Annotated in this window: 11 protein-coding genes and 1 pseudogene; 8 read left to right on the forward strand and 4 right to left on the reverse strand. The window is 65.9% G+C overall.

The window, feature by feature from the left end; genetic code table 11:
- The first annotated feature begins 85 nt into the window (after positions 1–85).
- The 3 genes from ACIRSS_RS23935 (at position 86) to ACIRSS_RS23945 (ending at position 2739) form a co-directional block, all read left to right on the forward strand.
- Positions 86–280, forward strand: a complete 195-nt coding sequence (locus ACIRSS_RS23935) for a hypothetical protein (protein ID WP_400898435.1) — start codon at positions 86–88, stop codon at positions 278–280.
- A 216-nt stretch (positions 281–496) separates the two neighbouring features.
- Positions 497–643: a hypothetical protein gene (locus ACIRSS_RS23940; protein ID WP_400898437.1), complete on the forward strand. Its 147-nt coding sequence runs from the start codon at positions 497–499 to the stop codon at positions 641–643.
- 812 nt (positions 644–1455) lie between these two features.
- On the forward strand, positions 1456–2739 hold the full coding sequence (locus ACIRSS_RS23945; RefSeq protein ID WP_400898439.1) for a pentapeptide repeat-containing protein: 1284 nt from the start codon (positions 1456–1458) through the stop codon (positions 2737–2739).
- Between the two features lie 11 nt (positions 2740–2750).
- Here ACIRSS_RS23945 and ACIRSS_RS23950 read toward each other — a convergent pair whose 3' ends face one another.
- From ACIRSS_RS23950 to ACIRSS_RS23965, 4 genes are all read right to left on the reverse strand, one after another.
- Positions 2751–3281, reverse strand: a complete 531-nt coding sequence (locus ACIRSS_RS23950) for a hypothetical protein (protein ID WP_400898441.1) — start codon at positions 3279–3281, stop codon at positions 2751–2753.
- A gap of 324 nt (positions 3282–3605) precedes the next feature.
- Positions 3606–5789, reverse strand: coding sequence for an Ig-like domain-containing protein (locus tag ACIRSS_RS23955; RefSeq protein WP_400898443.1), 2184 nt, complete (start codon positions 5787–5789; stop codon positions 3606–3608).
- A gap of 43 nt (positions 5790–5832) precedes the next feature.
- The gene (locus ACIRSS_RS23960) at positions 5833–7737 is read right to left on the reverse strand and encodes a hypothetical protein (RefSeq protein WP_400898445.1); all 1905 of its coding nucleotides are present in this window, start codon (positions 7735–7737) and stop codon (positions 5833–5835) included.
- 30 nt (positions 7738–7767) lie between these two features.
- Positions 7768–8451 carry an IPT/TIG domain-containing protein gene (locus ACIRSS_RS23965; protein WP_400898447.1) on the reverse strand — a complete coding sequence of 228 codons (684 nt, stop codon included), beginning with the start codon at positions 8449–8451 and terminating at the stop codon, positions 7768–7770.
- Positions 8452–9309: 858 nt separating this feature from the next.
- Between ACIRSS_RS23965 and ACIRSS_RS23970 the strand changes: the two genes are divergently transcribed.
- From ACIRSS_RS23970 to ACIRSS_RS23990, 5 genes and pseudogenes are all read left to right on the forward strand, one after another.
- Positions 9310–9798, forward strand: a complete 489-nt coding sequence (locus ACIRSS_RS23970) for a hypothetical protein (RefSeq protein ID WP_400898449.1) — start codon at positions 9310–9312, stop codon at positions 9796–9798.
- A 50-nt stretch (positions 9799–9848) separates the two neighbouring features.
- Positions 9849–10339 (forward strand): annotated as a pseudogene (locus ACIRSS_RS23975) (DNA ligase D); the annotation flags it as partial.
- Between the two features lie 73 nt (positions 10340–10412).
- Entirely contained in the window at positions 10413–10502 is a 90-nt protein-coding gene (locus ACIRSS_RS23980; protein ID WP_400899764.1) for a hypothetical protein, read from the forward strand.
- Between the two features lie 221 nt (positions 10503–10723).
- Positions 10724–10951, forward strand: coding sequence for a hypothetical protein (locus tag ACIRSS_RS23985; protein WP_400898451.1), 228 nt, complete (start codon positions 10724–10726; stop codon positions 10949–10951).
- A 1016-nt stretch (positions 10952–11967) separates the two neighbouring features.
- Positions 11968–12921, forward strand: coding sequence for a hypothetical protein (locus tag ACIRSS_RS23990; RefSeq protein WP_400898453.1), 954 nt, complete (start codon positions 11968–11970; stop codon positions 12919–12921).
- Positions 12922–13434 lie beyond the last annotated feature (513 nt).

Below are 13434 nucleotides of genomic sequence, written 5' to 3' on the forward strand. Positions count from 1 at the left end.
CGACCTGACTACTCGTTCGAGGCTCCACTGAGCAGCCTGACGGATCGACTGTGGGTGGTGCAAGCCAGTTCGGAAGGAGAAGCCGATGACCGAGTGGTTGGTCGCCAGTACCGTCATCATCATCTTGGCCTTGATCATGCTGGCCGGCCTGGTAGCGGTCATGCACCACAACGGTAAACGGGCGGAACGCGCCTACCGCGTACTCAGAATTCTGCTCTGGTTCCTGGCAGGTTCGCTAATTGCCGCCATCATTAAGCTCCATGAAGCGGGCTTGCTGTAGCTGGCTCATTCGACCGTCGGGACGGGGACGCCCATCGGGCGCCCCTTTTTCATGTTCGTTCGCGCGCTTCTCGATGTAGTTGGCGCATGTCAAGTAGTCGCCGTGGGCGCTGTTCGGCTGCCACGGCCCACCGAAACTCAGCAGCGAAAAGGCGTGCACCACCTGCCGGCAATGCGGCGGGCCGAGGTGTCCAGGAACTTGGCCACGCACGCCGCGATGAGCCTGATTACCGACGTCCCCGGCCCGACCCGCAACCGCGAATACGCGCTCAGCCTCGTCACCCTCGACGGCTACGCGGTGTCGGCGCTCGAGGAACCCCGGCCAAGCTGCCCAGCCTGCGGGCCGCACACCGCGACAGCCTGAACCACCGGCTCCCGCCGCCTGGCCGCTCGCCGGTCAGGGCGGGAACCGGCGGCGATGTCGGCCTCTAGGCCGGCCTGCGCCGGGCAGGTCACCACCCATCCCGACCACCACGCCGTCGAACACGTCTCATCCGCCACTGCGAAAGCCGATGCCCCCGACCACCCTGCTCCCCAGTCGACTCATCGGCCTCGGCATCGACCGCGGCCTCCCTCTCGGCGCCACGGCCTGCGGGCACTCACCGTCATCATCTGGACACTTCAAGCTCACCTCTGGGGCCCGGCCACACTCGCCATCGCGACCTAAACCGGCCTCGTCCGCAAACCCACCTGGCCACCACCGTCTCATCCAAGGTCTCGGGCCTGCGCAAACAAATACTGCACGTTCGAATACCGCCTCTCCGCCAGTCGGCGGGCAGCTCCGCCCGTCGCTGATCCCAGCGCACACCCTCCGCGATCGACCCGCCTGGACCGAGGTGACCGGCGGCTGACCCGAGGTAGACCGCCTCACTGAGCACGATCCGCTGACCCAAGAGTCACCCCCGCCGTCCCGGCGGGTGCGACGGCCGGAGACAGCGGGGTAGCAGGCCCGGTACAGCGCGTCGTGCAGAACGCTGATCAGCGTTTCTCCGTCGGCGAACGACGCATGGTCGCCCATCGGCGGAGAAGCCGAGTCCCCGGCAAGGGTATGCCACCGTGACGACCGGCGGTAGTTGTCACAAGCAGACCGTGGTCATCCTCAGGAGTCCTGACGGCTAGCCCTGCGGCGCACGAGTTGTCGGTTACGTGCGGCGGCCAAAATGCGACGTTCTGGCCATGAACGCGAACGACGACAAGAGCCGGTTCGGTGGGCTACGACGGTGGTGGGGTCGGCGCGGCGGCACGTGGTGGTGGGCAACGCTGGTCATCGTCCTGCCTGTCGCGCTGATCACCGCCACGGCGCTGATCACCCTGCTGACCTTCGTCGATGTCGGGCATGACCCGAAAGACCGGATCGAGGTCATCAAGACCGGGTTGACCGTCGGTGCCGGTACCGGCGGCATCGTCGCTCTCATCCTGACCGGTCGACGGCAGTGGGCCACCGAACACGACAACCGCGAACGCCGTCTCACCGAGTTGTACGTCAAAGCCGTCGAACAGCTCGGCTCGGAGAAGGCGCCGGTTCGGCACGGCGGCCTGTACGCGCTGGCCCGCGTCGGGCAGGACAACCCAAGCCAACGGCAGAACGTGGTCGACGTGCTCTGCGCCTACCTGCGCGCGCCCTACGTGCCGCCCGGCGACGCCCCGGTGCTCAGGCTCGGGCTGCCGCGCCCCCTCCTGCGCACAACGCGGCCACGAGATCGTGGAGCAGGATCGGCGGCCCGCGACATCCCGAAGCTGCCAACCCGCGGTGCCGTCGAGGACGAAGCCCGCCAAGAACGCGAGGTACGGCTCACCGCGCAACGGCTGCTCGCGCGCCACCTCCGCCACGGCGACCAGAAACATTCGCCCGCGACGTTCTGGGCAGGCATGAACCTTGACCTGACCGGAGCGGTCCTCATCGACTTGGACCTCAGCGGGTGCCGCGTCCGGGACGCCATATTCACCCGAGCCAGATTCAGCGGGTCAGCAGATTTCGCCGTGACGGAGTTCGGCGGAGTCGCCTGGTTCGGCGAGGCGAAGTTCGGCGGACCCGCCGAGTTCAGCAGGGCGAAGTTCGGCTCGTTCGCCGGGTTCAACGGGGCGAAGTTCGGCGGGGACGCCGGGTTCAACGAGGCGAAGTTCGGCGGGTTCGCCGAGTTCGCAGGGGCCAAGTTCGCCGGGTACGCCACGTTCGTTGGGGCGGAGTTCGCCGGGTACGCCGGGTTCAACGGGGCGAAGTTCGCCGGGTACGCCGGGTTCGACGGGGCGAGGTTCGGCGGGCACGCCGAGTTCGGCGGGGCGAAGTTCGGCGGGTTCACCAGGTTCGCCGGGGCGGAGTTCGGCCGGGACGTCCGGTTCGCCGGGGCGGAGTTCCCCGAGGGGGTGCCGGCCGAGGTGGCTTCCTACCTCGTATCCCGGAGCGACGACGCACAAGCTCCTGCGATCAGCGACGACGGTACGGGCGCTCCGGATTCATGATCGACCTTGTCTCAGGAGGGACGAAGTTGGTTGGCCGGCGCGCGGCAAGGCCAGGTATATGCAGTCGTCACGGTGAGTCTTCCGGTCGAGTGCGACCAGAACGGTCGCATCGTTCCCTGCTGCCTGTCCGGGGTTGCGGGCGCTGTATGAGGCAGCTCGCTACAGCACACGACCCAGTAGAAGACCGCGAGCGGCAAGTCTCGGCCGGGGGAGCGGCGTAGCTGCTGTCTGAAGTCGATGCGGCCGCGGACGGTGTTGAGCCGGTCGTGGCGATCGCGGTAGCCACGCAGGACACCGGTACGTGTAGCGCGGTCACCCAGTTGGGTGAAGAGCAGGGCGACGGCCTCCGTCAGTGACATCTTCTCCTCGAGCGCGGCGTCGCCGGTCCATGTGGGGTCGAGAGCATGGGCGATGAGAAACAGGACCCGGGAGATCGCCAGCTTCGGTGCCACGACGATCGAGGTGTCCTCGACCAGGACAGTGCCGACCCGGTCGGCAGCGTGCACGTCGTAGAGGCCCTCGCCGGTGTCCGCGCGGGTCACGGTGCACCGGAACCTGTCCCTCAAGACACCGACTTCAGCCTGGGTGGCTCAGGTTGCCGTCGCCGAATGATCGCCAGACGAGTTCAGCGCAGAACATGCAACGCCATGCTCGTGGGCGCCCAGGGAACGGAGCGGACTGTGGCTCCTGCTGATTGCATCGACTTGCCGAGCCGGGCCCAGTTGTTGTCGCGTACGACAAGAATCAGGCGCCACCGCTGACCCATCGGCATTCGGGTTTCTGATCCGGCGAACCGCGCGCAGAGCCTGATGCGCTGAGACGGTCTCAGGCCCGTGCGCCGTGACACACACGGGCCGGATTGAACCTCAAGCTCCCTGGCGGGCGTTCTGATCGTCGTCGGTGGTGGCCGGCGGCGGGAAGACGGTTGCGAACACTGCGGCCTTGGCCGAGTCGCCGGCGGTGGTGAGGGCCATAGCCTCGGTGACGCGCTCGATCTCCTTTTCGGCTTTGCCGGCTTCGGCTTCCCTGCTTCTGGCTAGGGCGGTCTGCAGCCGTTCTCCGTAGCTGTCGAGCGCATTGCCGCCGCCAGGGAACACGTCGGTAACGACTGCGTCGGCACGTAGGGTGTTTGTGGTGATAGCGAGGATCACACCGGGCACCGTGATCGACGTGCTGGCCCCGTCGGCCGGGGGATCAGGGTAGGTCATCTCCAGGTTCGGGTCGAACCGGTTCCAGGACAGGGTTTCCATGACGGGAGCATTCCCCTGGGCGGGGTCGGTGCGGATCTTTCCGGTCAGCGGGTCGCGGGACGGGACCTGGCGGCTGACATTCTCGACGACCTTGTGCCACTGGCCGCGGTAGTCGAACACGGCGTCCAGCTGACGCCGGATGGTGGCTTCGGCGAGGTTGGCGTTCTCGGCGTCGGCGCAGATGGTCTGCAGGAGGGCGTGCAGTTGTGGCAGGGAGACCTCTTCGTAGTCGGCGAGCGGGAGTTGCCTCTCCGGGTGCTCGGCGTCGGGGGTGACCATCGAGCGTGTGCCGTCGGGTTCGAACCACTCGGTGAGGTGTGCGACTCGGATGTCGACCAGGTGCAGTATGGACACGAACTCCTGTGTCATTTGTCGGAAGACGAAGTTCAGGGTGCGTGAGAGGCTGGTGTTGGCCAGATTGCGCAGGACCGTCTGCTCGTTCTCGACGGTGGAGGACACGGTCTTGGTGGTGTCGACCTTGACGTCGCGTTTCGACGACTTGTCTGCGGCGTGGCGGGTCGTGCCGTTGGTGACGTTCTTCGTGAGCTGCTCGCGGGCCGACGACGTGCCGTAGGCCAGACCTGCTTCGACGGAGGCTGTTCCCCAGCCCCAGTTCGCGCCGGCCTTCACGTTGACGGTGTCCTTCAGGCTCTGCTCGTCATGGCTCTTGCTGGTGTCCTCGGCCGTGATGGCGGTGGACAGCTCGTCGCCGGTGGTCTGGCTGTAGCTGTCGAAGATGCTGGACGTGTCGGTCGCGGTGCTTGACTCGGTGTTGAAGGTGCGGATGGTGATCGTCGTCTTCTCGCCAGGGAGGAGGCTGAAGGTTTGCACGATGCGCCCCGCGCCGTAGCGGCCGAGGAAGTTCGACAGCCGCAGGCATTCCACCAGCATGAGTCGATGCCGAGGTCGGCGCGGTGAGGCAGTGGTGGTGAACTGCCGAGCGGCCTGTCCGGATAGGCCGGCGTTGTTTTTGACCAGCACCACGATCTGGTGATCGCCGGCGGCGGTGAGCGTCAGGTCGATCGAGTATGAGCCGTCGGCAGCGACGGTCACTGGTTGCGAGGGTGCCCCGTCCACGAAATAAACGCCCGCGGCCAGACCGGAGTTCGGATCCTGGGCACTGCCGGTGACAGTCAGTGTCACCGCGCCGGCGCTGGACAACGGGATGTGCATCCCGGACGCGGGGTAGTCGATCGAGACGGTCGGCGGAGTCGTGTCGGGCGCTGGGGGCGCCGCCGCCAGCCGGATCTCGATCTGTCGCGGAGCGAGTGTCGAGAAGCCGTTTTCACTCAACCGGATTCCGGCGAAGACCGTGACCGTGCCCGGCTTCACCCGCACGGTGGTCGCGTACTGCCGCACGCCGGAAGCCGGCTCGCCGACCTCCGGGGCGTCGGTGCTTGCGCCGTTGACCGTCACTGTGGCAGTCGGGGGCCGTTCGGACGTGTGCGAGATCGTCGCCTGGACGATTACCTTCAGGTCGAAGCCGTCCGGGCCGCTCTCCACGATCAGTCCAGCGGCAGGCTCGAGAATACTGAGCACAGCTTGTGGCTCGGGCGGGTCGTGTGGTGGGTTCGCGCCGGGGTCCGGACGCTGTGGCATCAGCTGCGGATGTATTCCCGGCGCCGGCTGTCCCGCGCCCTCGGGCGCGTTTTGGCCGAACGGGTCATTGACGCCAAAATCCAGGGTGATATAGCTGCGGCCCGGGAAACTGGTCGGGTCGGGCACGTTGTAGGACAGGCCCGGTGCGTTCGCCGCGTCCGCGGCGTCCAGGTGCGCGAGGGGTGCGACGTCTTCGGCCATCGTCGGTGTCGTCCTTTCCGGGTTAAATGAGGCACAGCGCGTGCTATCCGATGGGCGGCACGCCATAGCGGGTCGTCAACCCGTATGGCATGCCGGTCTCCGGGTCCCTCGGGATGGGCAACGGCACCATCGGCGCCGCGCCCAGCGCTACATCCTCGGCGAGGACGCCGAACCACGTGGCGACCCTCGCCAGAGTTTCCGCCAACTTGGCCGCCCCCGCCGTGACGGCGGCCGTTCCCACGGCCGCGCCGGCGAGCCACTGCGCGATGTCCTTGCCGTCGGCCTTGCTGTCGCCCGCCGCTCTGGCCAGCGCCTCCACTTCGGGGGCGCCCTTGGTGTTGTTCGCCGCGTCAGCGAGGGCACGGGCAATCACCAGACCGAGCAGGGCAAGGGCGACGGCTGAGATTTCTACCGGTTTCGCCTGCTCTCGTTTCTTCTCGTCATCGCCTTTCATCTGGTAGCACAGCAGCCCGGGTATCGGTACCTCGACGTCCATCAGTCGCATGGTCCAGGTCAGGACTCGTCTGGGGGGAATCCAGGAGCCGGGAGTCCAGAAGCTCGCGGTGCCTATGTCGGAAAGGTCGACGTTCGAGGGCGCGTGTTCGCCGACGTAGCAGGTGAACTTGGCGACGACCCGGACGGCCATGATGATGGCACGGCGGGCCGTGGTGCCGGTGATGGTGCTGTAGCATTCCCATGCGTTGAGGAAGAGCAGGTAGCGGCCGTACAGCTGCTCGGCGCCGTCCACCGCGTCGCCCTTGGGTTTGATCTCGTAGACCTCACGCAGGGCGGGGTCGAGTATGTCCGGGCGCGCGACGCTTGGGAACATCGCCTTCGGTGGCAGCAGGAAGCTGGTCAATGCGGTCCTGACCGTTTCCCATACCGATCCGGCTGTCGCGGCGGCTTTCAGGGTCTTTCCACCGACCCGAGTAGAGTTCAGGACTTCCTCCGCGTGTCGTCCCCGGGCAAGGAGATAGAGACTGAAAAGTGCTTTTTCGGCCTCCTTTCCGTCCTCAGACGAGTGAGCCTGGATTTCGCCCGACCGCTCACGTTCGCGTACCCATGCCCGTAGCTTCCGACGTGACTCGCGCGGCAGGCCGTACTTGAGCAGGCGCTGGTAGTTCAGCTTGCCGATGGGCCGGGTCAGGATTCGGAACAGGTTGGTCGGCACGGCGAGTGCGGCTATGGACGTGCCGGGGGAAGTGTCTGTGCGGTAGGGGGCCCAAGGGTCGGTCGCGGGAGGGTCGGGTTCGGACTCGAAGGTTGCGGGATCGGCCGCGTTGTCGTCGTTCTCGTTCCAGCATTCGTCTGCCGCCTGCTGGATGGGGCCGCCTTCTTCCGGATCGGGTGTGTCATCGTCGCTCTTGCCCGGCGGTTGGGTGCCGACGAGCCACGTCAGCGCATCGCGGTTCAGTTCGAGTGAGGTCAAGGTTCGCTGCACGATCTGATCGCAGAGTTGACCGGCTTCGTCCCAGGTCGGTGGGCCGGCGCGGGAGACGCCGTTGGCGTCGCGGAGCAGGGTCGTGAGGGCGCCGGTGGCGTCAACGCCCGCGACGGGTGCGGTGGCCAGGCGACCGGCCGGCACTGCGAGTGCGCTGCGATAGACGTCGCGCACCAGATCCATTGCGAGCGAGGCCGAGTCCGGCGCAGCGCGTTCGACGCCCACGGCGGTGAGCAGCACGTCCACGAGAGTGGTCACCGTGATCAGGTCGGGGTCGTAGGACCGTGGCTGTTCGCGGTCGGTGGAGGACTCTCGAACAACTACCGATGATCCGTCGAGCGTCGTTTCGCGCTGGATATCGAATTGGTTGTCTTTGCACAACGCTGCGGATTCCGTTGCCGGACAAGCGAGCAACTGGTCCTCGCCTCCGGTGACCAGTGCCGTCGCTGGCGGCTCGTCCGTGTCGGTTGCTCCGGTCAGCGATGGCGCACCTACCGACAATGACATGACGTTTCCCTAGCGTTTGTCGGTTCGAAGCTATGAGAGAGGCTTCGGTTCAGCAGCAGTCGCGGTGCCTTCGGACACGTGAGTGAATCGTGCCGGCTTCGACGTTCCTGACAGTGACACGGCGACGATGTTCACTTTGTCTGCGTAGCCGGGTGGCCACGCGGGGACCTTGACGGTGACCTGGCTGTCTGTCGAGGTTGCCGGATCGGTCTCGGCGGGCAAGGTGCCGAACATCATTCTCGCCGAACGAAGCCCCGTTCCGGTGATCGTGATCGAGTCGCCCGAGCGTCCGGAACCAGGGGTGAGTCCACGGATCGTGGGCTCTGCATCGGCCGCTGTGAATGCGCCGCCGAGCCCGGGCGAGGCCTGACCGGAGGTTTGCGCCGTTCTAGCCCCGAAGTAAAAGCCGATCACAATGCCCAGCACGGCCAGCAATGATGTGATAATCGTTTTTCGCAGGTCGGCGGCGTCGTTCGCGCTCGAGAAACTGGTCACGCCAAGAGCCAGTCCGGAAAGGGTCAACGCCAGAAACGTGACCGTGGTGCGCGTCAGGTTGGTCGTGCCTTGAGGCCGAGCGACCACGTGCAGGGCGTCGACGACGTCGCCGCCATGGAGCTGGCCGGACTTGATCCAGTCGGTAACGCTCGTGCGCCATTCCGCTGCTTTGCGCAGGTCCCAGATGGTCGGCAGGAACGCCGCGGCGAGCAGAACCACGATAAGGATGCCTAGCACCCACAAGACGGCTCCCGATGACGCACTCAGCAGAGGACCGGGCGGGGGAGTGGTAGTGGACGTGGGCACAGTCGCCGTGGTTGAAGGCCCACCGGCTGCCGAGGGCGGACTGGAGGAAGTCGGGACCTGCGACAAAAATGATCTAATCAGAACACTGTCATCAAGCACGGATCGCCTCCGTCTCTGGCGAGCCCTGTGGTTCGGCCCCCGGTGAGTCGCGTGGTTTGCTGAAGTCGTTACAACTCACGTGCGATACCCATTCAGGACGGAGTCTGACCTGTGATGTTAAGTGGCTCGGCCTTCGCTAGGTGTGGTAAAAATTCTCGGTTGCGTGCAGTCTTCGTGTGCGAGCGCTGGAATCGCGAGTCCGTGCCGCGTGCTCGAACTCCCCGTCAGCGGCGTCCGCCGGGTGGGCTTCTTCGAGAAGGGTGTCGTCATCCCGCCCTTCAAGCTGTACCGCAAGGGCGAGCTGGCCGAGGACGCACTGCGGCCGTGCCCAGCTGCAGGAACGAGCCCGTACAGCGATACTGGAGGAGTTAACGGCTTTGGTTGCGCCCGTCCGCTGACGCGCCGACAGCTTGCCGTACGACGCCTTAGGTGATCGGTGCGCCAACCAAGGAATGCGGTCGGGCCCAGCGACGCGGCTGATGATAATGGGTAGCAACAGGCGGCCAGGGCCGTGCGGCAGACGTCGTGCCATGATCATGGCGCTCGTCGTGGTCGCCCGGACTGACGCCGCCGTCCGGTCGGGCCAGCCCAGTGCACGTCCGATCGGCTCACCAGCTTGCTTCGCCCTTAAGCCGGTATTACTTTCGGTCTTCGCGCGTATCGTTTCCGTACATGACTGCAGACACGAGCAGCGCCGAACCGAATCGCGTCAACGTAACTCAGGAGAGGGCTGCGAGGAAGCCGTTCACGATCGAGGATCTCCAGCAGTTCGTCGACCACGCAAACCGCCTCGGACTACCCGATGACACCGGCGTCTACTGCGAGACGCAGCGCCTCAGCGAGGTGGTCAGCCTCACCACCTACTCGACTGAGCGACAGCGGCCGGGCAAGCCGATACCCACGCCGACCCCCGCGGCGAAACAGCGATCCGGTGTCCGCACCGAGATCGAGCAGCCACCATCCGGTCCCATCCGGCAGTACCGGCGGCGACTGCGTCGCCGCGAAGGCCGCATGCTCCTCCTGGGCGACGTGCGTGCCCTGCTAGCGAAGATCTACGATATGCAGCTGCCCACTGAGTCGTACCAGATCGATGCGCTGGCGCGCCCGGGCGCTAAGCCCACGCTGCTGTACTACCTCAGCGCGCGACCACGCATCCGCTGACCACGGCCTCGACACCCCACCGTGCAGCGGCCATAGCGCGAGCAGCGCCGGTGACGTTCATCCGCATCGCCGACGGCGTCGGCGGCCAGCAGTTCTTCGAGAAGAACGTGCGCAACGACGCGCCGGACTGGCTGCCGACCGCGGACCTGCCCTCGACTGGGTCCCGTTTCGAGCGCGGGGAAGGGACGATCGCCTACGCGTTGATCGAGGAGCTGGCGGCGCTGGTGTGGGCGGCGAACATGGTCGCGCTGGAGCTGTACGGCCCGCAGTGGCAGATCACTCCAGGCCCGCTGGCCGGGCGCGGGGTTCCGGTCCGGCTGGTGTTCGACCTCGACCCGGGCCCGGGGACCTCGATCGTGGAGTGGTGCGGGTCGCCGAGCGGTTGCACGACCTCGTAGCCGCCGACTCTCTGACCCCGTTCGCGAAGACGCCGGGGTCGAAGGGAATGCAGCTGTACTGCGCCATCGATACCGCCGGCCCCACGGCGCCGTCGGCCTACGCCAAACGCCTCGCCCAGCGGCTGGCCCGCGAGACCCCGGACCGGGTGACCACGGTGATGGCCAAAGCCCAGCGCACCGGACGGATGTTCATCGACTGGTCGCAGAACAACCCGGGTGAAGACGACGATCGCGCCGTACTCCCTGCGCGGCCACGACGCTCGGTCCGTGTCCACCCCCATCACCTGGGAGGAAGTCCGGGCCTGACGGAACGCCGCGCAGCTGGTGTTCACCGCCGTGGACGTCCTCGTGCCCCGTCTCCCGGCCAGCTAAGCTGCTGCTTGGCAAGCATGACGACGTGCCGGGCAGGGCGCAGCAGCCCGAACAGCCCCAGTCACCGGACCTGACCTGCGTGACCGCCTACGCCGGTTCCCGGCAGCCGTGGCCGAGCAACGGGCCGGTGGCAACCCAGACTGGAGGACGACCGGATGAACGAAGAGGTTCACGCGTTCAAGACCTACGGCGGCAGGCCAGTACGTGCTCACGTGTTCGTGGACGAGCAGAGCGGAATGCTGACCCTCGAGATCGCCGATGATGCTGGCGGTGAGACGCAGGCCGAGGTCATGGTTTCCACCCTTGCCGAGTTAAACGATCTCGAGAACGTGTTCACCCGGGCGTTCGAACAGGCGCGGCCTCTACTGGCCCAACGTCGTTAGCTGGGTGCTGGTCGGACGAGCTTCCGGCGCATCTACCGAGCGAGTGCGAATGGGACGCTTTATCGTTGTTGTGGTGAGAACCCAGCGGAGCGGCTCCAGGAGCAAGCCGGTCCACTCGTCAGACAAGATCGAGTAGCAAAGGGGCTGGCTGCCTTCCGGCGACCTTGCGAGCTGGTTGACGGTTAATGGGCCGCGCGGCCGGAGCTCCTTCCCGCCGCGGACAAAATTTGGCATTGCGGACATGCGATGAGGCCAGGTACGGGTCGAGATGGAGCGGAGGTAGTTGCGGACGTAGTCTTCGAAAGTGAGGGCTGCGCGGCAGCTCTGTGAGAAGGCCCAGCGCTATGTCACGCCGTTCACCGCCGCATGCGGTTGCGCAGTCGCGGGCCGACGCCAGGAGGTTGGACAGACGTCGTCACCGTTGCGGGCCAGTGATCGTCTGCGACTTCAAGCTGAAGGTCGCGGTATGATCTCGCTAGCTCGTCGCAACGCGACGGAGCTTGAGTAGTACGGCCCGGTCCCGAGTCGCTTGGTGAACTCGCGGCATCGAGTTCTGCGAGCCAGCTATTGACAACTCGATGCAAGCGATCTTCCCTGACTGAGATCGAGTGTAAATGTGCCGGTGGATTACGCCGTCGCGTCGTACGCAGCGATGGTAGTGGTGGACGCCCGTCGTCGAACTTTCCATCTTGCGGTCACAGACAGTGCAGCGGATTAACCCCTGGAACAGCTACTTGTGACGAGTGCGTCGCCCGTGGCGCTCGGCCCTGCTTCGTCCGGCGACGGTCTTCGCGTGTCGGAGTAGTTGCACCAAAGTGAACCGCTAAGCGGTCACGATTGGGGGATGTGCCGGCAGCCGGGAGCATTGTCGCCACCTTGCCGACGACAGGCCCGAAGCAACTCCGCCCACGCCGAAGTCAAAGTGTCCGCGGCCGGCCTGCGTGGGTTGTGCTGTGTCGACATGTAGACGCCCCGCAACTGATCCAGCGTGGTGGCGTAGGTGCATGATGCTGACCATGGCCGACGAACACGACTACGGAAAACCGACTTTCGAGGAGGTCCTCGAAAGCGAGATACGGACCATGCGGTCTTTCCGGAAACCTGCGCGTTACCCGAAGGTGCTGGCCGGACTGATCCGGCTCGGTGGCCGCGGCGCCGCGAGCTTCTATCACCTGATTTTCCTGGCGCGCCCGTCGGAGCAGCGATATCTGAACGCAATCGGGGTCAGCGAAGACGCCGAGGGGACGGCAGCTGTCGCCATGATGATGCAGGCTTTCACCTACTGGTTCGGCGCGGGAACTCTGATCTTCGGCGGCGTTGTCGCTCCGAACCTGCTCTTGGGCGCGTACCCGGAAGAGGCCAAGAACATCATCAGCCAGGTACTGATCCTGATTGTCATGCCTGCTCTGTCGACATTTGTGTGCGCACTGCCCGGGTTCACGATGGAGAATCGGCTCCTGGCCTCCGCTTTCCGGGCTGCCCGGCTGCTGCGGGCCCTGAGCCCGGACCCGATGCCAAGCCCCGCCCGCATGACCGTCGAGACACTCCTGTTGCGACGGCGCCCTGGCACTCACCGCCGGGACGAGGTCTTTCAACTGCTCCTGCGCAACGCTCGTCATCGACGGCGAGTGGTTGCGGGGGTGGCCTGGGCGCTTACACGGGATACCGCGCGCATCACCGGAAAGCCTCCCGAGGCGGGGGCGACCGGTGGGGAGCTATTGCTGTGGTTCGCCGAGAATCCGCAGGACCGCCGGCGCCGTCCGATCGTTTCGGCACATCTGGCTGAACTGATGAACGCCGTCGCGTGCGACGAGCCGCTGCCGCATGCCCAGTTCACCCCGGCGAGCCGGTTCCGAAATCGATCACCCCGCGAGCGGTTCGCAGGCCGGGTACGTGGACTGGCAAGCGGTGCTCTCGTGCCCGTTCTGGTGGCGGTTGTCACCGCGGTCTTGCGGATCTGGTTCAAGTAGGCGGTTAACCTGGTTACCCACCTGGTCCGCCGGGTGCGTCATGTGCCCGACTTTCCCATCCTGGAGAGGGTCTATCCCATGATCGGCTCTGGCGCAATTTCGGTGGTGGTGTGGTGGGTCCTCCGGGGCGACTGCCCGTGCCGCCGCCGCCGACAGTCCTGCGCGACACCATCCCGGCGATCGTTCGTGGCGCCAGCGATCACGATGTGGTGGCAGTCGTTGCCTTTCTCTCTGAGTCGAATGCTGATCTCCTCGACGAGATGGTCCTCGCGGATGCAGAGCGTCTTCGGGCGTGGCTGGTTCGCGCATCGTATGCTCGTGTAGCCATGGCGGCAGCGTTAGGTAGGGCGTCCGTGTTCCAGTGCGAGTCCAGTCTCCGGTGGTGGACACCGCAGTGGATCGGCGCGGCCAGGGCCATCATTGGCCGGCCGCGCCGCTCGGATCTGCAGCGCGGCGACGAAGTCCTGTTCCGTGACGAGCGCCGTGACCGCAGCCTTCGCGGATAGAGGTTCC

Origin of the sequence: Amycolatopsis sp. NPDC101161 (assembly GCF_044768185.1) — a bacterium.
GTDB lineage: Bacteria > Actinomycetota > Actinomycetes > Mycobacteriales > Pseudonocardiaceae > Amycolatopsis.